Genomic DNA, 21,510 nt, shown 5'->3' with positions numbered 1-21,510 from the left:
ACTTTATCTGCAACTAATTTTATGCTATATCGTACTTTACTTATTTTAAGGATTAGAGTAGACTATATCAACGTGCTTTTTTGTTTAAATCGAACTAAAAGGAGAAAGAGTTTTGAAGAATATCGCTAAGTATTTTCAATTTGAACAATTGAAGACGAATTTTAAAACCGAGATTATTGCGGGAATCACTACTTACATCTCGATGGTCTACATTATGTTTGTTAATCCAAACGTTTTAGGCGCTTCGGGGATGGATAAGGGAGCTATTTTTACCGCCACGGCCTTGGCTAGTGCAATTGGATGTTTCTTAATGGGAATTTTGGCAAACTATCCGATTGCCTCCGCACCGGCTCTAGGAATCAACGCCTTTTTTGCTTACTCAGTAGTTATTGGGATGAAGGTGCCTTGGCAAACCGCTTTGGCTGGAGTATTCGTGGCTTCACTGATTTTCTTGTTAATTACAATTTTTAAATTACGGGAATTAATTATCAACGCCATTCCAGCTGATTTAAAACATGCCATTTCAGCGGGGATCGGGATGTTCGTTGCCTTTCTAGGTTTGAGCCAAGGTGGTCTGGTGGTTGCTAATCCAGACACCATGGTTGGCTTAGGGTCCTTCACCACGCCAACCACCTGGATCACCGTGTTTGGCTTGGTGATTACCATTATCCTAATGGTTCGCCGGGTCCCAGGGGCAATTTTCTTCGGGATGGTTCTGACCACGCTATTCGGCATGGTAACTGGAGTAATTCACGCGCCGACCCACCTGCTAGCTGCCGCACCAAGTTTAAAGCCAACTTTTCTAACCGCGGTTTCACACGTTGGTGACATTAACACCCTCCAACTCTGGGTGGTAGTCCTTACCTTCTTATTGGTAACTTTCTTTGACACGGCGGGAACTTTAGTAGGACTGGCTACTCAGGCAGGATTCATGAAGGACAATAAAATGCCTCGGGTCGGTAAGGCTTTGATGTCGGATTCGACCGCCATGCTAACGGGTTCGTTATTAGGAACTTCGCCCGTGGGTGCGTTTGTGGAATCCTCAGCGGGGATCGCGGTAGGCGGCCGGTCAGGTTTCACGGTGGTAATTACCGGAATTATGTTCATCTTGGGAATCTTCTTCTCCCCGTTGCTAACGGTGGTCACTTCCCAAGTAACGGCGCCGGCGCTCATTATTGTTGGAGTTTTAATGGCACAGCAGACACGTGAAATTAACTGGGATCGTCTAGAAATTGCCATTCCTGCATTTTTAATTATTATTGGAATGCCGTTGACGTACAGTATTTCAGATGGGATGGCCTTAGGGATTATCAGTTACCCAATTGCCATGATTGCTGCTAAGCGCGGTAAAGAAGTGCATCCGTTGATGTACGGATTGTTCTTCGTTTTTATTGGGTTCATCGCAATTCTTAACGTTTAAAAAAATGAATTAATCAGTTTTGGAAAGTGGAACAAACTGACTTTTGGCACACGTTTTGGTGCTACTAAAGTCAAAAAACAAAAATAAAAACGATTCATGAGGAAGCTTCACCTCATGGATCGTTTTTTGTTTAGCGACTTTTGCCCCACTCTCCTTTTTAATCAAATGGCAAAACGTTTTTGACTAACATAAGTTAAAAAGTCATAATTAATAACGGATTATTGAAAAAATTTTGGTAGATTAGAATCCGGTATTGGAGATTCGTCAATAGTGCTGAGCACTCGGTTTTATTGAAAATTAATTTTTGAGGTGGCAAATGGCAAAACAGAAGTATTACGTAGTAAAAATTGGTAAACAGCCCGGAATTTACCGGACTTGGGCCGAAACTGAAGCGCAGGTTAAGGGATTTTCTGGGGCAAGCTATAAAAGCTTTGGAACGTTAGAAGAAGCTGAACAGTGGCAAGCTGGTAAGGAAGTTACGGAGGCTAAATCAGCTAAGAAAGCTACCCCGCAAAAGCAGCCGCAAATCCCCCAAAAAGATCCTCAGGTTCCAACCGATCGGATCCTTTTATATACGGACGGCGGATCCCGCAATACAGGTACCGTAAAAGGTGGTCACGTGCGGCAAGCGGATTTAGCAGCGTGGGCGTACTTGTTGAAAAAAGATGACCAAGAATATTCTCAATCGGGTGGTGAGTTTGGTGCCACTAATAACCGAATGGAGTTAACGGCCCTTTGGCGCGGGTTGGAAACGGCGTTGGCTAAAGTCGGTAAGGACGCACCAATCACGGTGATTTCTGATTCTAAGTATATTTTAAACGCCATCACTAAGAAATGGCTTGCGGGATGGCAACGCCGCGGCTGGAAAAAATCCACCGGCGACCCGGTAGCTAACCAGGAACTGTGGCAACAGATTGCTAAGCTGCTACCCCAATTCACTGATTTACAATTTTTATGGACAAAAGGTCACGCCACTAATCAAGGAAATATTTTTGTTGACCATAAATTAAATAAAATGATGGATTATATGGAAGAAAAGGGAATGGTCCCCATAGATGATAAGCTTCCAAAATAATTGCAATTAATTTAAAAATGTCCCGTCGTTGTTAGACGTTAATCTAACGGCGACGGGGCACTTTGGTAATTAGGGTGTTTAGAATTTATCAGTGCTAGATAACTGGTAGTGCTGGATGGTTCCGGTCGTTTTAACAAGGGAAAAACCAGCTTCTTTCAACACTTGAATTTGCGAGACGTTTTCCTGATCAATCGCCCCGTTAATTTGCGATAGTTCTAATTCTTGAAATGCAAAAATAATTAGCCGTTTTAAAACCTCTGTCATTGCGGCAACCTGCAACGCTTCATCGGGCAGGGTGAATTGGATGGTGGCTTGTTGAGGATGGTCGACAAACTCAGTTAATCCCGCGATGCCAATAAATTGTTGGTCGGCGCGGCGGGTGATTCCCCAAACCAAGGCGCGGTTATTCATTACTTGCCGCATTACTTGGTTAACGTAGGCAACCGTGTCGGTGAGTTCCTGATCGGCCGAGCGGTGCTCTTGCTGTGCAATTTGGGGATGGCTTCGGAGGGCAAAAATGTCCTTTACCTTAGTTTTGGTAAGCCAATCCAGACTGTATTGGTTAGTCAAAATTGGGTGATAAAATTCAAATTTTTTCATGGTACCCTCCTGCAAAATAGTACGAAAGAACCCGGTAGTTTTTAGCGATTAGTAAATAATTGCTAGAAGTTACGCGGGTTCTTTTTTGAATTATGAAACGGGCCGCCGAGCTTACTTGGTTTTCATAAAATCGGTGATGCGCTTTAAGTCATCGTCGGTCGGCGTGTACGAGTTTTCCTTGATTCGGTGAATCTTTTCTACGGATAGATGTGTTCCAAAGGCAACGTCAGCATCCGTAAGGTTATTTTTCTTTTGGAAATTGATAATTTTTTCCGCAAATTCTGTTACGCCATTCATAAAGAATCCCTCCATAAAGTTTCCATCTATGTATGATAAATCCTATCATAATTGCCGGGTTAAACCTAGCAAACTAAATCAATAGCTGATGATTTTTATCAAGACTAACTTTATTATAACGCTCTTCGCCATAAATGCTTAGAGGAGTTGCCGGTATTCGTTTTCGAAGAAACTATTTTTGGCGTATACCATGGCAATCGGCCGACTAATATCAAGTCCTTTAATGGGCAGCGTCACTAGGGATTGATCTGCAAGTTGAGGATTAACTAAGGAACGGTACATAAAGCTCACGCCCAAGCTTTGAAGCAAGTTAACGATCCCACCGGAACTTCCAAATTCAATTACTTGAGCGAAGTCGTCTTTTTTGACGTTAAATGCACTCGCCCAATCTTCGAAAACTTTCCGGGTTCCTGAACCGTTTTCCCGAAGCAATAGCGGTTCGTCCAATAAATCGGTTAGCGTAAGCGAAGAACGTTGGGCGAGTGGCGAGGAAGCACGGGTAACCGCCACAAAGTCTTCGGTAGTAATGGTTTGACTGCTGTATAAGGACTTGTCAAAGTTACCTTCCAAAATTCCGATATTTAGCTTTCCGGTATCGATCTGAGACAAAATGGTACGGGTATTAGCAACCGTGCACTGAATATGGGTGTAGCGATCGTGCCACTTTCGCAACAGTTGCGGAGCCATAAAAATACTTACTGAATGAGTTACTCCCACTCGAAGCGTGGTTGCTTTGGCAGGATGTTGCAGCCGTTGTACCAGTTGGTTTTCTTGATGTTGGGTAGTTTCGATGAATCGCGCTAGAACTTGTCCGGCAGGGGTGACGCTCAAATGCGGGTGCCGGTATTCCACCAATTTTAGCTGGAGTTCGTTTTCTAAACTCTTAACCTGTTGGGAAACTGCAGGCTGGGTAATAAATAATTCCTTAACGGTTTTCGTGTAGGATTTATTTTTCGACAATAAAGCAAACGTGGCGTAGCGGTTATCAATCATCGTAATTCTCCCTATAAGTAATATCTATAGACTGATTATATATTATAATTATATTTTATTCACTAACTTTGATAGGATAATTAATGTGCTAGAAAACGAGTAACCCCAAAAGTATTCGCTAGGGGTTTACAAAATAAACAAAGAGAAAAGGAGAATTATTATGGCAAAGTTGGTGAAAGAAAAAAGCTTTTGGACAGCTATTGGAGTAACGTTACTCTGCGCGTTAGCCGGTAGCTTGTTGGCCCAATTACCATATTTTAGTTTAATTGGCGCCTTAGTAATTTCATTAGTTTTAGGAATGTTAGTACAGTTTAGTCCACGGGTCGTGGAAAAATCCAAAAAGGGTACCGGATTTATTTCTAACAAATTTTTACGTTTAGGAATCATCCTTTTGGGATTTAAGTTGAACTTAATTGATTTGGCGCATGCGGGAGTAAAGACGATTTTGTTGGCGGTTTTAATAGTTGGTCTGACAATTTTAGTGGTTTACAACTTAGCACGAAAATTTAACGTGGAATCTAATTTAGCAATGCTCGTGGCAAGTGGTACTGGGATTTGCGGGGCAGCCGCAGTAATGGGGATTTCCCCACAAATCCAGGTGCCGGCTGACCAAGAGGAACAAAAGCGGGAAGACGAAGTTATGGCAATTGCCGTGGTGGCGATTTTAGGAACGGTCTTTACGTTTATCGAAATTGGTTTGAAATCATGGTTGCATTTAACGCCGACCCAATTTGGAGTCGTTGCTGGCGGGTCACTCCATGAAATTGCCCACGCGGTGGCAACCGGTGGTGCGGGTGGTCCGGTTAGTTTGGATACGGCCATCATTACCAAGCTTTCCCGGGTGCTTTTGTTGGCTCCGGTAGCCTTGATTATCGGTTTCTGGCACCGGCGGCGGAATGAAGTTAACGTTGCTAATCAAGTGAAGGGCAAGCTCCCAATTCCTTGGTTTATGGGCGGCTTTATCCTTGCTAGTGTTGTCGGAACTTTCTTACCATTAGGTGCAGGCGTTTTGGCAGGATTAGTTAAACTGGCTTACATTTTCTTGGGCATGGCAATGGCTGCTTTAGGTATGTCAGTAAACTTCCGGGTAATCTTAAAACGCGGTAAGGGACCGTTTGCGGCAGCGACGATCGGCTCGGTATTGTTATTAATTTTCGTAATTATGGCAAGCAAGTGGTTCTTCTAGAATTTAAAGACATCAGTTATTAAAAAATGAGCGTCGGACAAAAGCCAGGAAGTTTGTGAGCATTAACTGAAAATCGACTTATGCTTGGATTGGGTATAATAGTCATTTTTGGTTAAGCGGGAAAATGGCTTTTGGCACACATTTGGTTTTATTAAGGTCCACGCAAAAAATGTTTTTCGAGAATTTTCCATTCTTGAAAAACATTTTTTATTTTCTTCTAAGTCTCAATCTTTGTTAGGAATGTTTTTTTGCGGCTGAGCCGAAACGTGCTTTTGGCCCCAACTTTTTCCGGTTAATCAAATAAGGGACTCAATCGCCAAAGCCACGATTAAATCCCTTATTCCATTAATCCTCAAAAGCTGACCGGGGCCAAGAGCACTCTACACCATTATCCCCATCATCACCGGCACCATTATTAGTGATAATAACGTGGATTCCGTCACCATAATTGAAGCAAAATCGGCATCCGCATCGTATAGCTTGGCGACTACCGGCGCATTCGTCATTACCGGCATGCATGATTGTAAAATGAAGACCTGCTTCATGATTAGGGGCATGGAGCTTGGCATTACTAACAGAGCCATTAAGCTTGGCGCAAAAACAAACCGGCCAAGTAAAACTCCCAAATTGTCTTTTTGAAAACGCATATTGCGCAAACCTGCATCGTAAACGGAAACCCCAATAAACAGCATGGACAATGGGATGGTCAGTCCCCCTAAGTAAGTGAAGCTAGACGATAAGAAACTAGGTAGATGAATGTTTAGGATGATCAGGACGATTCCAATCATAAATCCTAAAAGCGGGGCTGAGAAGATCTTTTGCAAAGTGCTTTTTAGACTGATTTTGGTTTGGCGTTGTTGGTCACGTTGGATGAAGTAAACCCCTAACGTCCAAAAAATGGTCGTATTAGCCATGTAATAAACCAACACGTACGGCAAGCTGCGTTCTCCGAAGATTGCTAGGTTAATGGGCAACCCGACAAAAACGGTGTTGGAGTTAAAAAACATGGAAGTAAACAAGCCTTGATGGCGCGGGTCAACGTGAATTAAGCGCACAATTAACCAAGCAAGCCCCATTAAAATGAACATTGATAAAACCGGGTACCAAAGGTTGGGCAGTAACTTGAAAAGTTCAGCTTTAGTAAAATCTTTGGTAATTGAAGTGATCATGTAAGGCGGCAGGGCCACTTGGGTAACAAGCTTAGCAAGCAACTTTTTAGAATCCTCGTTAAACCAGTGTCGAGAGGCTAAATAGTACCCCACGGCAACCATAATAATGATTACCAGTACCCCTTGAATACTTTGTAATAAAATTTCGCTCACCCCTAATTTGTTTTCTAGTCTATTTTAGCGCAATATCCATGGTAAAATTGAATTTAATTAGTAATTAAATGGGGGAAAAGCGCATGGCAATTATTCAAGTACCACACGATTTGACCGAAGTAAGGGTTAAAAAAGAACAATTAAAAGAACAGGGTCAAGCGGTTGTTGAAGAACAATTAATTGAACAAGCAATCCAGGATAATGCTCAACACTTATTAGACGACATTTTGGACGGGCACTACTTTACTTGTAAATTAGAAAATGACGAGTTGGTAGTCTATGACGTGATTAACGCGCCCACTGGTAAAGTTGCACCTCGCGGAACTAGCTTTACTGAGGATTTTACACAAGATGCGGATAGTCTCTGGGACTACTTGGATAAACAGCTAAGTAAAATCGCTGGCGGACGTTAGTAACTCAACAAGGAGGATGTTATGACGGAGATTCGATTAATTGCAAGTGACATTGACGGAACTTTTTTAAATGACCAACGGGAGTTTGACCGTTCACGTTTTCAGGCCCAACTAGACGAACTTAGTCGCCGACAAATTAAATTTGTGGTTGCTAGTGGAAATCAACTGGCTCACTGCCAAGAAGTTTTTGCAGGAATTGAAGGCGACTTGACTTTTGTTGCTGAAGACGGCGCCCTGACCGTTGAGCAAGGGAAAGTTTTGGATGAAAATCCCCTTAAACCGGCCTTACTGCGAGATGCGTTGGATTATTTAATGAGCACTCCGGGGTTTGCCGAAGCAAAACTAATTTTGTCGACCCGTCAACAAGCGTTCACCAACATGGTGCCTAGTGACGCCGATTGGAAAGACAGTGCATATTTTTATCAACACCTTACGCCGGTAGCAAAACTAACGGCGGTAAACGAGCCGATTTACAAGATTGACATTCATTGGAGTGGGCTAACGGATGTGCGCCCCCAAGCTGAGCAGTTACAAAACGCGCTGGGGGATGACCTTGGTTGCGTGATGAGTGGACTGGGTGGCATGGACGTCACCATGCCACACGTGACTAAGGCTTATGGACTGACCCAATTGCAGAACTTGTGGCAGATTTCCATGGACGAGACCATGGCCTTCGGCGACACACAAAATGACGAAGCAATGTTACAGCACGCGCGACTAGGTTATGCAATGAAAAACGCGGAACCAGAAGCTAAAAAAGCAACGAAGCTAATCACAAAATTGGACAACAACCACAGCGGCGTTTTAGACATGATTGAGCGGTTGTTGGCCGGGGAGATTAAGTAGGTAACTACGCGGATCCTTTAAAATACAAGGGAAATGGAAGCTGAGAAGGAACTGAAATTATTTTGGTATATTGACTTTAATAGAGCCACACCTGCGCCAAAATTCAGTCTGTTTCGTTTAATCCCAAAACGACTATTATGCTAAATACAAACACGATGGTCGTTTTTTAGTTAATGCTCACAAACTACTCGACTTTTGTTCCAAACCCTATTTTTTACCATATCGTGGCTTGACATTTAATTTCAGGGGTGTATCATTGGTAAAAATTAATCGAGTCGCTTTAAGTTGATCCCGAGAGGTCAACAAGCTAACGGAGTCGCCATCGGTAGGTGGAATGGACGCGGTTAGCGCCGGCCATTTTACTTACTGGTGGTTTTTTTGTACCCAAAATAGCGATTTCGAAATCCAAATAAAGGGGTTCAAACATGACGGAAACACAAACTCAAGCAGCAATTATTCAGCAGTTACTGGAATTGCAAGCAATTCAGGTAAAGCCTGACGCACCGTTTACGTACGCCAGTGGAATCAAGTCGCCAATCTATACCGACTTGCGAATGACAATTAGCAAACCCGCGTTACGTAAACAAATTGCCACAGGGCTCAGCGAACTAATTCGCCAATTTTATCCGACGGCAACGGTGATCGGCGGGGTGGCAACGGCTGGGATACCGCACGCAGCGTGGGTTGCCGCGAAACTCGAATTACCATTGGTCTACGTCCGTTCTAAACCCAAGGATCACGGAGCGGGTAAGCAGATTGAGGGGGCTTTACAAGCCGCTGACCAGGTGGTGTTGATTGACGATTTGATTTCAACCGGCGGCAGCGTGCTTAAGGCTGGTAAGGCGGTTCGCCAAACTCCCGCTCAACTGCTGGGGGTCGCGAGTATCTTTAGTTACCAGCTTCCGGACGCACGCCAAAACTTTGCGGCTGAGGAAACCCAGTTACATAGTCTGATCGATTATCACCAATTAATTGATCATTTAGCTACGCAACAACAACTAACTCCTGCCCAGCTAGATTCGGCCCGCACCTGGCATCAGGATCCCTGGCAATGGGGCGCAACTACAACAATTAAATAAGATTTAGTTTCAATTAAATCGGTTTCCCGAGAGGAACCAATTGAATCGGCTTTTTTAGGCTACCTTCCAAGCAAATTCAATTGGCAGGTAGCCTTTTTTGATAACTTAAGGAGGAAAAAATAATGAATATGCATGACTTGACTACGGTAGAAAACTTTAACGAAGCGGACGTATTACACAAAATTAAATTAGCAGAAGAATTCAAGAAGGGTAAGAAGGTACAATTAAAGCGCCCGGTTTACGCGATGAACCTCTTCTTCGAAAATAGCACCCGGACCCACACCAGCTTTGAAATGGCTGAACAACGCTTAGGTATGAAAATGTTGGAATTTGAGGTACAAACTAGTTCGGTTTCCAAAGGTGAAACACTGTTAGATACGGTGAAAACCATTGATGCGATTCGAACGGACGTGGCGGTAATTCGGCATCCCCAAAACGATTACTACGAACCAATTTTGGACGAGAATTTAGACATTAGCATCGTCAACGCGGGCGACGGTAGCGGACAACACCCATCTCAATCGTTACTAGACATGATGACGATTTACGAAGAATTCGGTCGTTTTGCGGGCTTGAAGGTGGCCATTACCGGCGATATCGCCCATTCCCGGGTCGCGCGTTCTAACGCAATGCTACTAAATAAGCTGGGCGCACAAGTCTACTTTGCGGGTCCTGAAGAATGGATGGCTGAAGACCTAGCTGACTACGGTACTTATCGGCCGATTGACGAACTGGTTGACCAAGTCGACGTCATGATGTTGCTGCGAATTCAAAAAGAACGGATCCAGGATCGCGATAATTTACGGATGGAAGTTCAGGATTACTTGACCAACTACGGTTTGACTAAGCAACGGGCAGAACGGATGCAACCACACGCGATTATCATGCACCCCGCTCCGGTTAACCGCGGAATTGAAATTGAAAGCAAACTGGTGGAATGTCAACGTTCACGGATCTTTAAACAAATGACCAACGGGATGTATATGCGGATGGCAATTTTGACCGACGTGCTAAACGCGAAAAACTTGGTGATGGGGGCGTAAATAAATGCGAACCTTGATTAAAAACGGCCGGGTAGTCTCTAACGGCCATCTACAAAAGGCGGACGTCCTAGTGGAAGATCAACAAATTAGCGCAATTGCTCCCCAACTTGCGGAGACGACGGTTGCTGAACGGGTCATTGATGCCCAAAATCAACTGGTACTTCCGGGATTGGTGGACGTGCACGTTCATTTCCGGGACCCCGGATTAACCGAAAAAGAAGACGTAACTACCGGTAGCCAAGCGGCGTTACGGGGCGGATACACCACCGTGCTGACGATGCCCAACGTAAATCCGGTTCCCGATGACCCGACCCGGTTAGCTAAAATGATTGCGCATAATCAACAAGTCGGCCGCGTGCACATTGGGCAATACGCAGCGGTAACTAAGAACCGGACCAGCGATCAATTGGTAGACTTTGCAGCTCTTAAAGAAGCGGGGGCGGTGGCCTTCAGTAACGATGGCAACGGGGTCCAAAGCGCACAAACGATGTACCGGGCCATGCAAGCTTTACAAAAAATTGATTTGCCGCTTGCGGCCCACGTGGAAGACGAATCGCTTATGCAGCACGGGGTGATGAATGCCGGGGCGTGTGCCCAAGAGCTAGGTTTACCCGGCATTGATGAGCTGGCAGAAACGGCACAATTAGCCCGGGATTTAGAAATCGCGCGAAAAACGGGCGTACACTACCACGTTTGCCACGTTTCTACGGCACGGAGCGTGGAGCTGATTCGGCGAGCCCAACGTGACGGAGTGTGGGTGACTGCCGAAGTCGCCCCGCACCACCTCTTCTTGGATGAACAGATGATCACTAAGGACAACCCCATGTTAAAGATGAACCCCCCGTTGCGCCGGTTAGCGGACCGCCAAGCGTTACTTGCGGGATTGCTGGACGGCACGATTAGCATGGTGGCTACCGACCACGCCCCCCATACGGACGCGGATAAGGCGGGTTCGATGAAAACGGCGGCCTTTGGAATTACCGGATTGGAAACCGCCTTTGCCTTGCTTTACACCAAGCTAGTTAAACCAGGAATTTGTTCGGTCGGCCAATTGGTCAACTGGATGAGTACCAATCCCGCCCAAGCCTTTCAGTTAAGGAAGGCAGGCAATTTAACGGTAGGCGCGGTGGCGGATTTAACGATTGTGGACGTGGATCACGAATATGAAATTGACGCTGCGGCGATGGCATCGAAGGGGCACAACAGTCCATTGATTGGCCAACGAGTTTATGGTCAACCCCAGCTCACCATGGTTGCGGGACAAATCAAGTTTGAACGAAGGGGCATTTTAAAATGAAGCGTTATTTAGTTTTAGAAGACGGCACGGTTTATCCGGGCACGGCAATCGGCGCCAATCAGGAACGCATCGGCGAACTGGTTTTTAATACCGGAATGAGCGGATACCAAGAGTCCTTAACCGACCAATCCTATAACGGAGAAATTTTAATGTTTACGTACCCGTTGATTGGCAATTACGGAATTAACCGCGACGATTGGGAATCAATCCGTTCTAGTTGCGCGGGAGTGGTGGTTCACGAAGTTGCGCGACGGGCTAGTCACTGGCAAATGAAAATGACTTTTGAGGAGTTTTTAATTCAACAGGAACTCCCCGGAATCAGCGGAATTGATACCCGGGCGGTAACCCGGCACATTCGCGAGCACGGGGCGATGAAGGCGGCGTTAGTCAACGAAGTCCGCGATGGCTTGGTGGAACAAATTCAGCAATTCAAATCGAACGCGCACCCAATCGAACAAAGCGCGACGCCCCGGCCGTACCCTAATCCAGCAACGGGTCGGAAGGTGGTCGTGGTGGACTTTGGCCTCAAGTATTCCATCTTAAGGGAACTTGCGCGGCGGAATTGCAATGTAATGGTGCTGCCCTACGATGCGGACGCCCAAACGGTCTTAGCAAATAATCCGGACGGGGTGCTTTTAAGCAACGGACCGGGGGACCCCGAAGCAGTTCCAGACGGCGTGTTACAAATGATTCGCACGGTGGAAAAACAAGTGCCCGTGTTTGGCATCTGTATGGGACACCAGCTCTTTGCCCGGGCGAACGGCGCCCGGACGATGAAATTAAAGTTTGGTCATCGGGGATTTAACCATCCGGTGCGCAATTTAGCTACTGGGCGAATCGACTTAACTTCGCAAAACCACGGCTACGCGGTGGACCGCGCTTCGGTTGCCGCGACCGATTTGACGATTACCCACGAAGAAATTAACGATGAATCGGTGGAGGGTTTACGTCATGAAAAGTACCCGGCTTTTTCAGTACAATTTCACCCAGACGCGGCACCTGGGCCACACGATGCGGTCGGTCTTTTCGACCAATTTATGCGGTTAATTGACCAACGGAAAAAAATAATGGAGGTGCGCTAATCATGCCTAAGCGAACGGATTTAAATAAAATTTTGGTGATTGGATCAGGACCGATCATTATTGGTCAGGCGGCCGAATTTGATTACTCCGGTACCCAAGCGTGCCTGTCGTTAAAAGAACTCGGCTACCAAACGGTGTTGGTCAACTCAAATCCAGCGACCATCATGACCGATACGGACGTGGCGGATAAGGTCTATATTGAACCACTCACCCGGCAATTCGTATCCCAAATCATTCGCAAAGAGCGTCCGGATGCCATTTTGCCAACTCTTGGAGGTCAGCAAGGGCTTAACATGGCGATGGAATTAGCCGAATCAGGAATTTTAAAGGAACTAAATATTGAACTATTAGGAACTAAATTGGATGCAATCGACCAAGCAGAAGACCGGGAACGGTTCCGATCGTTAATGAAGGAACTTGGTGAACCAGTTCCTGACTCCGCAATTGCGACCACGGTTGCCGAGGCGGTCGACTTCGCTAAACAAAGTGGCTTCCCCGTAATTGTCCGGCCTGCGTTTACAATGGGCGGTACCGGCGGCGGAATCGCTAATGACGAAACGGAACTTCGGAAAATTGCCGCCAACGGACTCACCTTTTCGCCAGTGACCCAAGTGTTGATCGAACAAAGCATTGCCGGAATGAAGGAAATTGAGTTTGAAGTAATGCGGGACCACGCCGATAACGCGATTGTGGTCTGCAACATGGAAAACTTTGACCCGGTTGGAATCCATACCGGAGATTCAATTGTTTACGCACCGGTTCAAACCTTAAGCGACCGGGAAGTTCAGGAGTTGCGGGACGCGGCGCTGCGAATTATTCGGGCGCTAAAAATTGAAGGAGGTTGCAACGTTCAGTTTGCCCTTGACCCAGTCCAGAATCGGTACTACGTGATTGAAGTCAATCCGCGGGTAAGTCGATCAAGCGCGCTAGCTTCTAAGGCAACCGGCTATCCAATTGCCAAGGTGGCGGCGAAAATCGCCGTTGGATTACAACTTGACGAAATTTTAAATCCGGTGACCGGCTCGACTTACGCGGAATTTGAACCAGCGCTAGATTACGTGGTTTGCAAAATTCCCCGGTGGCCGTTCGATAAATTTGCCAACGCCGATCGCCGTTTGGGTACCCAAATGAAGGCAACTGGAGAAGTAATGGCGGTTGGTCGCACTGTTGAAGAAGCCACCCAAAAGGCGGTGCGCTCCCTCGACATTGACGTGGCGGAGCTCCATGATGAACGCTTAGCTAACTTAAGTGACACAGAGTTACTTGCTGGAATCAAAGTAGCCCGAGACGACCGACTATTCTACCTTTACGAAGCGTTGCGCCGCGGCGAATCGTTGACTAAATTAGCGCAATTAACTAAGATTAGCGTTTATTTTTTGGATAAATTACTACATATTTATGAAATTGAAACGGCGCTGCAGGACCATCCCTTTGCAACCGAATGGCTAACCGATGCTAAACATTACGGTTTTGCGGATACTACGATTGCCCGGCTTTGGCAAACTACTGCGGACCGGGTGCGCGAATTTCGGCAACAAACTGGAATTCAGCCAGTGTACAAGATGATTGACACTTGCGCAGGGGAGTTTGCTTCCAGTACGCCGTATTATTACAGCACCTACGAATTTGAAAACGAAAGTCAGGTTTCAGAAAAGCCCTCCATCCTAGTGTTGGGGTCGGGTCCGATTCGGATTGGGCAAGGGGTTGAATTTGACTACGCCACGGTCCACTCGATTCAGGCAATTCGTCAAATGGGTTACGAAGCCATCGTGGTAAATAACAACCCGGAAACCGTTTCGACCGACTTTTCAATGTCTGACAAACTATATTTTGAGCCGTTAACTGTCGAAGAGGTGCTTAACGTAATCGAGTTAGAGCAACCTAAGGGCGTAATCGTCCAATTTGGCGGCCAAACCGCGATTAATTTAGCCGAAGCCTTAGCGGACCACGGAGTTCCCGTTTTAGGCACCGCGGTGGAAGACGTAAACCGTGCCGAAGATCGGGACGAGTTTAATCAGTTAATCACGGAAAACCAGTTCCGGCAACCCGAAGGACGAACCGCTACCACGGTTCCAGCGGCAATTACGGCGGCTAATCAAATCGGCTATCCGGTGGTCGTTCGTCCAAGTTACGTTTTAGGGGGCCGGGCGATGGAAATTGTCCACAACCAGGCTGAATTGGAAAACTACATGCACACCGCGGTTCAGGTTTCCCACCAGCATCCGGTTTTGATCGACCAGTACCTAGTGGGGACGGAATGTGAAGTTGACGTGGTCAGCGACGGACATGACGTAGTGATCCCGGGCATTATGGAACATATTGAACGTTCGGGTGTGCATTCGGGAGATTCAATGGCGGTTTATCCGGCTCAAACCCTTTCAACAACCGTACAGAACCAAATTGTGGAAATCGCGACTAAATTGGCCCGTTGTCTACGGTGCGTTGGGCTAATGAACGTTCAATTTATCGTCCACGACGAACAGGTTTACGTGATTGAAGTTAACCCACGCGCTAGTCGGACGATTCCATTGATTAGCAAGGTCACGGATTTACCACTGGCTCGGATTGCAACGAAGGCCATCCTTGGTCAAAGTATTCGGGAACAAGGGCTAACTCCGGGCCTTCACCGACCGGGTAAGTTAATTCACGTGAAGGCGCCGGTCTTCTCCTTCACCAAACTAAACGATGTGGATAGTTTGTTAGGACCAGAAATGAAATCCACTGGCGAAGTGATGGGAAGCGACCGTACTTTAGCTAAGGCACTGTATAAAGCGTTGGAGGGCGCAAAACTTCATTTACCAGACCACGGCAAAGTTTTGTTAACGGTCCGCAACACGGATAAGGAAGAAGTGGTTGGTTTAGCTAAACGCTTCTGGGATCTGGGTTATCAACTAGTGGCTACTGAAGGGACTGCGGCAGTCTTGAAACAAAACGGTTTACCTGTGGAAACGGTGGAAAAACTGACGGAATCGACCCAAATTTTAAACGAAATCAAACAACATGAAATTAGAACGGTGATTAACACCATTGCTGACGATCCGGATAGCGCCAACGACGGAATTAAAATCCGGCAAACTGCGCTAACCTACGGAGTGCCATTGTTTACCGCCTTAGATACGGTGGATGCCATTTTACAAGTGTTAGAAGCCCAAGCCTTTACTACGGTTCACCTATAAGGAGGAAGATTATGCAACGCTTAGAAACGGAAATTGCGGGAGTAACGTTAAAAAATCCAGTTATGAATGCGAGTGGTACTGCCGCGTATGGTCAGTCCCTGGCGGAGAAAATGGATTTAAACGAATTGGGGGCCTTAGTGATTAAATCGACCACCCAAACCCCCCGAGCGGGCAATCCATGGCCCACAACGGCGGAAACCAGCGCGGGCTGGCTGAACGCGGTTGGGTTAAAGAATCCGGGAATCGACCACGTATTAAGTGAAGAACTTCCCTGGTTAGCCAATAATTTTCCAACACTACCGATTGTGGGGAGCGTCGCGGGAAGTACTTTTGAAGAGTACGTAACGGTCGCACACCGCATGGCTAGTGCACCAAACGTTAAATTAATTGAAGTAAACGTCTCCTGCCCGAACGTAAAGGAAGGCGGAATCGCCTTTGGAACGGAACCGCAAATGGTGCGAGAACTAACCCAAGCAATTAAGGCCCAGGTGGACTGTCCGGTGTTAGTTAAACTAACTCCTGCGGTGACCGCCATCGAACCCCTCGTACTTGCTGCCGAAGCGGGCGGAGCGGATGGACTGGTCATGATTAATACGTTGATGGGAATGGAGATTGATCTACACACCCGCAAACCGCACTTATCAAACGGTACTGGGGGGCTTTCTGGCAAGGCGATTCATCCCCTAGCCGTGCGAATGGTTCACCAAGCACGCCAAGTAACCGATTTACCAATTATTGGCGTGGGGGGCGTTTTTACTCCCGCAGATGCGTTAGAATTGATGGTAGCAGGAGCCCAAGCAATTCAAATTGGATCCGCAAGCTACGGCAATCCGCAGGCGTGTCACGACGTCATCACGGAATTGCCTGCCGCAATGGATCGATACGGGTTTGAACGGGTTGCAGATTTTAAGGTGAAAAATTAACGGAGGCGGAGTAATGACACAATCCCAATCAATTCAATCGATAGCCGCTGAAAAGCAATTTGATACCGTGATTGTAGGTGCTGGCAGCGCTGGTTTAGTAAGTGCGCTCGCGTTGGCCGAAGCGGGAAAACGGGTAATTGTTTTAGAAAAAATGGCTAAGCCTGGAGGGAATTCTATTCGGGCTTCTTCAGGGATGAACGCTGCTAAGACGGTTGTTCAGGAGCACGCGGGGATTAAGGATACTTACGAATCCTTTTTTGAAGATACCTACCGGGGCGGCGGGCGGAAAAATGACGTGGACATGTTACGCTACTTTACTAGTCACGCAGCTGAAGCAGTGGACTGGCTGAAAGAACATGGGATTGTTTTAGACGATTTGACCTTAACTGGTGGGATGTCAGTTAAACGAGCCCACCGACCAAGTAGCACTCCGGCAATTGGGGGATACTTGATTCATCACTTAGTAGATGATTTGGCCCAAAAACAAGTTCCGATCCTTTGTCAAACTAAGGTAGTGAATATTATGCGAATGGAATCTGGAGATTTTCAGTTAATTGCTGAAAACCAAGCTGGTGACCGACAAACGTTACGGAGTGCGACGGTAATTTTGGCAACCGGAGGCTTTTCGGCTAGCCAAGATTTAATTGGTCATTACCGACCTGATTTGCTGCATTACCGCACTACGAACCAACCGGGAGCGACCGGTGATGGCCTGCGGTTAGCACAACAATTAGGGGCCCAATTAATCGATATGGCGGAAGTTCAAGTGCATCCCACCGTCTATCAAGATTCAGCAAGAACCTTTTTAATTGGCGAAACGGTTCGTGGCGAGGGCGCGATTCTCGTTAATCATCAAGGAAGCAGGTTCGTTAATGAACTGGCCACCCGCAAAGAAGTCACGGCGGCAATTAACGCGCAAAGTCCGGCCAACGCTTTTCTAATTTTTAATCAATCGTTGATTAACCGGGTGGTTGCCGTCCAATTTTACGACCAAATTGGTTTGGTCACCCATGGCGCAACCTTTGCAGAATTAGCCAATCAATTGAAAATTCCCAAAGCTGCATTGGATACTACGATGGCAACTTGGCAAACGGTGGTTCACCAACAGCATGATGCAGAATTTGGCCGCACCACCGGCTTGGTAGATGACTTTGCAACCGGACCTTTTGCAGCAATTCCGGTAGCTCCAGCTGTGCACTATACAATGGGCGGCGTAAAAGTTAACGTAGAAACCCAAGTTTTAGATGACCAACAACAGCCCATCGCAGGGCTTTATGCGGCTGGAGAAACCGTGGGCGGCTTACATGGCAATAACCGGCTCGGGGGTAACTCGATTGCGGAAACGGTAGTCTTTGGACTAGCGGCCGCTCGTCAGATTGAAAATTACCAAGCTTAATTAAAAAATCGACTGTTATACCTAAATTTGGTATGACAGTCGATTTTTGGTTAGTACTTGCAAACTATCTGACTTTTGTCCCGTTTGCTTTTTCTTAACTATGTTTAATTAGCAAATTCGGTTGCCTAATTCTTGCATATCTTTCTTAAGTTGCTTACCGTCTCCGTCGTCTTGGGGAACAAAGTTCGTTACCGTAACGGCGTTGTCAATAATTCCACTATTGTCGCGAAGTGAAAGCAGCCCCATCTTGTAATCAAGGGTAAGGCCTTCGCCTAAATAAGTGGGCTCGTCATGTCCGGTAGTAAGTTGCAACCCGGCATTGTTTTCAACTGGTTCAGCATAGTCAGCGTCTTCGTTGTCCGCAACCACTAGTTGGAACTTGTTGCCAATTGAACACGAACCGCCTAACTTAGAGAATTTACTTGAGCCGTCGTCTAACGCCAAGAAGACGTGGCGTTGACCAATGTTTTTAGTATTTAAATATTCTTGTGCTGATTGAGTAATGTTGATTTCCATAGTGTGGCCTCCCAATAAAATTGACTGCATGTCTCTTACCTACGAGCTAATCCTAGCGCAAGAAGGAGCGGAAGTTAAAAATTATGCTTGTGATTATGCTTCTAAAGTTTTTCGCCGGGTAATCAACCACCGCCGAATTACAATAATGTCGGCAATTGCGAGTAATCCCGCAGAAATCGCGAATGAAAAATGCATTCCGAAAATGAACAGTTGGTCATTTCCGTGTGGATAGGTGGTTAAACTAGTGTGGGCCTTGGCACTCATTAACAAGAACAATGCGGATGTGGATATCGTTACCCCTAAAATCATTCCAAGGTTCCGCGCTAGGGCGTTGACGCTACCAGCAATTCCCAAGCGGTTATGCGGCACCGCCGACATTACGGAAGCGTTGTTAGGTGATTGAAATAATCCGGTTCCCATTCCAGTAACGATGGATGCAAAAATGAAGAACCAGTACGGCGTTTGTAAGTTGAATCCCATAATTAAAAATTGAGAAATCAACAGCAGAGTTACACCGATTACGGTGATTTTAGCGCCACCAAATTTGTCAGATAAAAAGCCTCCTACCGGTCCGAAAATCACCATGGTCAACGGAATGATCGACAAGAGGGTCCCGGCCACTCCCGAAGACAAACCGCGGGCGTTAACTAGATAATAGGGCATTAAAACGTTGTAGAAGAAACCATTGATGAACACGAGGAGTGCGGCAATGAGCCCTAACGTGAAGTCAGCGTATTGAAAAATCGATAAGTCCAACAACGGATGGCGCCGGTGATTTTCGGTATGAATAAACAAAATAAATGAAATTATGGCAATTAATAAGGCTCCAAGAATTAACGGATTTAGATAACCCCGTTCTTGTCCGCGAAGAATTGCGAAGAAAAAGGTGATAATGCATATTGCAAATTCAATTGCTCCAGTCCAGTCAATTGGGGCGTTGGCTGCGAGGGGCTGGTCGTGAGGCAAACTCTTTACGCCAATTAAAACGGCTATAATTCCAATGGGAACGTTAATCCAGAAAATGTAATTCCAAGTTAAATAATTTAAGATAAGTCCCCCAATAGCGGGTCCGGCAACGGCGCCCAAAGCAACGAAGGTTCCGATGACCCCCATTGCACGTCCACGTTGTTCAATGGGAAAGGTACTCGTGGTAATCCCAAAGCTGTTAGACATGGTCATCGCGGCTCCGATAGCCTGAACGGCACGCGCAAATAGTAAAAATGCCAGACCTAGATTGATTCCGGCAAGGAGGGACCCTAAGATAAATATGGCCGTCCCAATCCGAAATACCTTTGATTTACCAATTACGTCTCCCAAACGACCAAAAAACATTAAGAGGGCGCTGATGACGATTAAGTAAATGGAAACAACCCATTCAATGCGACTTAAACTGATGTTCATCTCCTTTGACATGATTGGCATGGCAATGTTGACAATCGAGCCATCAAGGGTGGACATAAAGGTAAAAATACCCAACGCAATTAAGATCAGCGTTTTATTTGTTTTTGAAGGCGCTTGTGACTGCTTCATTCAATTCTTCCTCCTGTAAATAATTTGTACAACTACATATTTTCCCGTTATCATGCGAAATGTCAATCTTTTCGAGCCATAAACTATCTAGGCTGTTAAAAAAACGATTTTCCCGATAAAATATAGGAAAAACATGGAAAGCAGGTAAATTAATGTCACCAAAAAAAATTGACCATATTGCGATTATTTGTACTGATTACGAAGCTGCGCGGAATTTTTACGTGGAGCAGTTGGGAATGCAAGTAGTGCAAGAAACCAAACGAAGCGATAAGCAAGACGTTAAGTTAGATCTGCGTTTTGGGGATTTAATGGTCGAATTATTCATTAAACCAACGGCGCCTAAACGCCTGACGTATCCTGAAGCAGCAGGATTACGCCACCTATGCTTTAAAACGGAGGATATTGCTGCCGACGTTGCCGAGTTAAAGGCAAAGGGGATTCGGGTGGAACCGATCCGAGAAGATGAGCTCAATCAGCGTAAAATGACCTTTTTCTTTGATCCGGACGGTTTGCCAATTGAGTTACACGAATAAACTTCTCCACAGTGTTAGTGGAATAAAAATGAGAGTGGGACAAAAGTCGGGTAGTTTGCGAGCATTAACTGAAAATTGCCCATCATGCCTGAATTGGGCATGATGGGCAATTTTTGATTAAGCGAAACCAACTGACTTTTGGTACACGTTTGGGCTTTGTTGAAGTCAAAACACCAAAATAACTTTTTAAGGACCTTTTCATCCTTGAAAAGTTATTTTTTCCCAGTCTCGTTTTTTTTGCTTGGTGATTAAGGATGTGGAGAATTACGCAATAAAGTCAAAACGTGCACCCAGCCCCAGTTTCTTCCGGCTAACCAAATATCGGCCTTAATCGCTAAAGTGATTAAGACCGATATTCTGCCGTTCTAGAGTTTTACTGCGATAAAGTCAAAACGTGTTCCAGCCCTCAAAGTTCTGCGGTTAATAAAATTTTAGCCTTAATCGCTAACTCCGCAATTAAGGCTAAAATCTAATTAATCCTCAAACTCTGCCCGAGGGCTTCCACACTCTAAATTTTTCTCCGCACATCATACGACGCATTATTTTTATCTTGATTAGGTTGGCGATCCCTTACGTAAAAAATGGCGTATTCCTCATTTTTATCCTTATTATTAACGACTACTAGTTCATCATCTAGCCGCTGTTTTTGCTTATAGAGGTGTCCCTTACGCACCGCTTCGTTATAGTCGTGAAAATTACCGATTGAATCACCGGGATTAAAGAAAATTGTTTCACTCATGGTATCCACCTCCTACGATTACCCTAACTATAATTGAAAATGTA

Annotated in this window: 20 protein-coding genes; 13 read left to right on the top strand and 7 right to left on the bottom strand. The window is 45.8% G+C overall.

Going from position 1 to position 21,510, the window contains the following annotated elements; translation table 11 throughout:
* Window positions 1–112: 112 nt before the first annotated feature.
* Together I6H64_RS07430 and I6H64_RS07425 are read left to right on the top strand one after the other, a co-directional pair.
* Window positions 113–1,420 carry an NCS2 family permease gene (locus I6H64_RS07430; RefSeq protein WP_002830113.1) on the top strand — a complete coding sequence of 436 codons (1,308 nt, stop codon included), beginning with the start codon at window positions 113–115 and terminating at the stop codon, window positions 1,418–1,420.
* Window positions 1,421–1,736: 316 nt separating this feature from the next.
* Entirely contained in the window at window positions 1,737–2,495 is a 759-nt protein-coding gene (locus tag I6H64_RS07425; protein ID WP_008841234.1) for a ribonuclease H family protein, read from the top strand.
* Window positions 2,496–2,573: 78 nt separating this feature from the next.
* Here I6H64_RS07425 and I6H64_RS07420 read toward each other — a convergent pair whose 3' ends face one another.
* The 3 genes from I6H64_RS07420 to I6H64_RS07410 form a co-directional block, all read right to left on the bottom strand.
* Window positions 2,574–3,095: a GNAT family N-acetyltransferase gene (locus I6H64_RS07420; protein ID WP_008841233.1), complete on the bottom strand. Its 522-nt coding sequence runs from the start codon at window positions 3,093–3,095 to the stop codon at window positions 2,574–2,576.
* A gap of 111 nt (window positions 3,096–3,206) precedes the next feature.
* On the bottom strand, window positions 3,207–3,392 hold the full coding sequence (locus I6H64_RS07415) for an LBP_cg2779 family protein (protein ID WP_002830110.1): 186 nt from the start codon (window positions 3,390–3,392) through the stop codon (window positions 3,207–3,209).
* 138 nt (window positions 3,393–3,530) lie between these two features.
* Window positions 3,531–4,385 carry a LysR family transcriptional regulator gene (locus I6H64_RS07410; RefSeq protein ID WP_056985036.1) on the bottom strand — a complete coding sequence of 285 codons (855 nt, stop codon included), beginning with the start codon at window positions 4,383–4,385 and terminating at the stop codon, window positions 3,531–3,533.
* Window positions 4,386–4,545: 160 nt separating this feature from the next.
* On the opposite strand from I6H64_RS07410, the gene I6H64_RS07405 reads away from it, so the two are divergent.
* A complete protein-coding gene (locus tag I6H64_RS07405; protein ID WP_056985038.1) occupies window positions 4,546–5,571 on the top strand; it encodes a YeiH family protein in 1,026 nt (341 codons plus the stop codon).
* A gap of 380 nt (window positions 5,572–5,951) precedes the next feature.
* On the opposite strand, the gene I6H64_RS07400 is transcribed toward I6H64_RS07405, so the two are convergent.
* On the bottom strand, window positions 5,952–6,842 hold the full coding sequence (locus I6H64_RS07400; protein WP_051462093.1) for an AEC family transporter: 891 nt from the start codon (window positions 6,840–6,842) through the stop codon (window positions 5,952–5,954).
* 134 nt (window positions 6,843–6,976) lie between these two features.
* Here I6H64_RS07400 and I6H64_RS07395 point away from each other — a divergent pair, with 134 nt between their 5' ends.
* The 9 genes from I6H64_RS07395 to I6H64_RS07355 all read left to right on the top strand — a co-directional run bounded on the left by I6H64_RS07395 (window position 6,977) and on the right by I6H64_RS07355 (window position 18,148).
* Window positions 6,977–7,306: a hypothetical protein gene (locus I6H64_RS07395; protein ID WP_036685217.1), complete on the top strand. Its 330-nt coding sequence runs from the start codon at window positions 6,977–6,979 to the stop codon at window positions 7,304–7,306.
* Between the two features lie 21 nt (window positions 7,307–7,327).
* Entirely contained in the window at window positions 7,328–8,152 is an 825-nt protein-coding gene (locus I6H64_RS07390) for a Cof-type HAD-IIB family hydrolase (RefSeq protein WP_008841225.1), read from the top strand.
* A 425-nt stretch (window positions 8,153–8,577) separates the two neighbouring features.
* Entirely contained in the window at window positions 8,578–9,231 is a 654-nt protein-coding gene (pyrE, locus tag I6H64_RS07385) for an orotate phosphoribosyltransferase (RefSeq protein ID WP_008841224.1), read from the top strand.
* A gap of 122 nt (window positions 9,232–9,353) precedes the next feature.
* Window positions 9,354–10,274, top strand: coding sequence for an aspartate carbamoyltransferase catalytic subunit (locus I6H64_RS07380; RefSeq protein WP_002830102.1), 921 nt, complete (start codon window positions 9,354–9,356; stop codon window positions 10,272–10,274).
* A gap of 4 nt (window positions 10,275–10,278) precedes the next feature.
* Entirely contained in the window at window positions 10,279–11,571 is a 1,293-nt protein-coding gene (locus I6H64_RS07375) for a dihydroorotase (RefSeq protein ID WP_008841223.1), read from the top strand.
* Window positions 11,568–12,653 (top strand): carbamoyl phosphate synthase small subunit, encoded by a 1,086-nt coding sequence (locus I6H64_RS07370; protein WP_002830099.1) that lies wholly within the window; start codon window positions 11,568–11,570, stop codon window positions 12,651–12,653. The genes I6H64_RS07375 and I6H64_RS07370 overlap by 4 nt, the downstream gene beginning before the upstream one ends.
* A 2-nt stretch (window positions 12,654–12,655) precedes the next feature.
* Window positions 12,656–15,829 (top strand): carbamoyl-phosphate synthase large subunit, encoded by a 3,174-nt coding sequence (gene carB, locus I6H64_RS07365; protein ID WP_008841222.1) that lies wholly within the window; start codon window positions 12,656–12,658, stop codon window positions 15,827–15,829.
* An 11-nt stretch (window positions 15,830–15,840) separates the two neighbouring features.
* Window positions 15,841–16,752 carry a dihydroorotate dehydrogenase gene (locus I6H64_RS07360; protein ID WP_008841221.1) on the top strand — a complete coding sequence of 304 codons (912 nt, stop codon included), beginning with the start codon at window positions 15,841–15,843 and terminating at the stop codon, window positions 16,750–16,752.
* 13 nt (window positions 16,753–16,765) lie between these two features.
* Window positions 16,766–18,148, top strand: a complete 1,383-nt coding sequence (locus tag I6H64_RS07355) for a flavocytochrome c (RefSeq protein WP_008841220.1) — start codon at window positions 16,766–16,768, stop codon at window positions 18,146–18,148.
* Window positions 18,149–18,256: 108 nt separating this feature from the next.
* Here I6H64_RS07355 and I6H64_RS07350 read toward each other — a convergent pair whose 3' ends face one another.
* A complete protein-coding gene (locus I6H64_RS07350; RefSeq protein WP_005919696.1) occupies window positions 18,257–18,664 on the bottom strand; it encodes an iron-sulfur cluster biosynthesis family protein in 408 nt (135 codons plus the stop codon).
* A 93-nt stretch (window positions 18,665–18,757) separates the two neighbouring features.
* Complete coding sequence (locus I6H64_RS07345) at window positions 18,758–20,194, bottom strand: MFS transporter (RefSeq protein ID WP_056985040.1); 1,437 nt, start codon at window positions 20,192–20,194, stop codon at window positions 18,758–18,760.
* Between the two features lie 152 nt (window positions 20,195–20,346).
* Here I6H64_RS07345 and gloA2 point away from each other — a divergent pair, with 152 nt between their 5' ends.
* The gene (gene gloA2, locus I6H64_RS07340; RefSeq protein ID WP_008841216.1) at window positions 20,347–20,727 is read left to right on the top strand and encodes an SMU1112c/YaeR family gloxylase I-like metalloprotein; all 381 of its coding nucleotides are present in this window, start codon (window positions 20,347–20,349) and stop codon (window positions 20,725–20,727) included.
* Window positions 20,728–21,235: 508 nt separating this feature from the next.
* Here the strand turns inward: gloA2 and I6H64_RS07335 are convergent.
* Window positions 21,236–21,466 carry a hypothetical protein gene (locus I6H64_RS07335; protein WP_005919692.1) on the bottom strand — a complete coding sequence of 77 codons (231 nt, stop codon included), beginning with the start codon at window positions 21,464–21,466 and terminating at the stop codon, window positions 21,236–21,238.
* Between the last annotated feature and the right edge of the window lie 44 nt (window positions 21,467–21,510).

The sequence above is a fragment of the Pediococcus acidilactici genome (assembly GCF_016127815.1).
GTDB lineage: Bacteria > Bacillota > Bacilli > Lactobacillales > Lactobacillaceae > Pediococcus > Pediococcus acidilactici.
The sequence above is the reverse complement of the archived record's forward strand: the minus strand, read 5'-3'. Positions and strand labels throughout refer to the sequence as shown.

Bases quoted from the DNA above. Each gene is read 5' to 3' on its own strand.
- I6H64_RS07420 (WP_008841233.1), bottom strand. From the start codon at position 3,095: ATGAAAAAATTTGAATTTTATCACCCAATTTTGACTAACCAATACAGT.
- I6H64_RS07350 (WP_005919696.1), bottom strand. From the start codon at position 18,664: ATGGAAATCAACATTACTCAATCAGCACAAGAATATTTAAATACTAAA.
- I6H64_RS07370 (WP_002830099.1), top strand. From the start codon at position 11,568: ATGAAGCGTTATTTAGTTTTAGAAGACGGCACGGTTTATCCGGGCACG.
- gloA2 (WP_008841216.1), top strand. From the start codon at position 20,347: ATGTCACCAAAAAAAATTGACCATATTGCGATTATTTGTACTGATTAC.
- I6H64_RS07345 (WP_056985040.1), bottom strand. From the start codon at position 20,194: ATGAAGCAGTCACAAGCGCCTTCAAAAACAAATAAAACGCTGATCTTA.
- carB (WP_008841222.1), top strand. From the start codon at position 12,656: ATGCCTAAGCGAACGGATTTAAATAAAATTTTGGTGATTGGATCAGGA.
- I6H64_RS07400 (WP_051462093.1), bottom strand. From the start codon at position 6,842: ATGGTTGCCGTGGGGTACTATTTAGCCTCTCGACACTGGTTTAACGAG.
- I6H64_RS07355 (WP_008841220.1), top strand. From the start codon at position 16,766: ATGACACAATCCCAATCAATTCAATCGATAGCCGCTGAAAAGCAATTT.
- I6H64_RS07390 (WP_008841225.1), top strand. From the start codon at position 7,328: ATGACGGAGATTCGATTAATTGCAAGTGACATTGACGGAACTTTTTTA.
- I6H64_RS07375 (WP_008841223.1), top strand. From the start codon at position 10,279: ATGCGAACCTTGATTAAAAACGGCCGGGTAGTCTCTAACGGCCATCTA.
- I6H64_RS07425 (WP_008841234.1), top strand. From the start codon at position 1,737: ATGGCAAAACAGAAGTATTACGTAGTAAAAATTGGTAAACAGCCCGGA.
- pyrE (WP_008841224.1), top strand. From the start codon at position 8,578: ATGACGGAAACACAAACTCAAGCAGCAATTATTCAGCAGTTACTGGAA.
- I6H64_RS07415 (WP_002830110.1), bottom strand. From the start codon at position 3,392: ATGAATGGCGTAACAGAATTTGCGGAAAAAATTATCAATTTCCAAAAG.
- I6H64_RS07335 (WP_005919692.1), bottom strand. From the start codon at position 21,466: ATGAGTGAAACAATTTTCTTTAATCCCGGTGATTCAATCGGTAATTTT.
- I6H64_RS07410 (WP_056985036.1), bottom strand. From the start codon at position 4,385: ATGATTGATAACCGCTACGCCACGTTTGCTTTATTGTCGAAAAATAAA.
- I6H64_RS07380 (WP_002830102.1), top strand. From the start codon at position 9,354: ATGAATATGCATGACTTGACTACGGTAGAAAACTTTAACGAAGCGGAC.
- I6H64_RS07395 (WP_036685217.1), top strand. From the start codon at position 6,977: ATGGCAATTATTCAAGTACCACACGATTTGACCGAAGTAAGGGTTAAA.
- I6H64_RS07360 (WP_008841221.1), top strand. From the start codon at position 15,841: ATGCAACGCTTAGAAACGGAAATTGCGGGAGTAACGTTAAAAAATCCA.
- I6H64_RS07405 (WP_056985038.1), top strand. From the start codon at position 4,546: ATGGCAAAGTTGGTGAAAGAAAAAAGCTTTTGGACAGCTATTGGAGTA.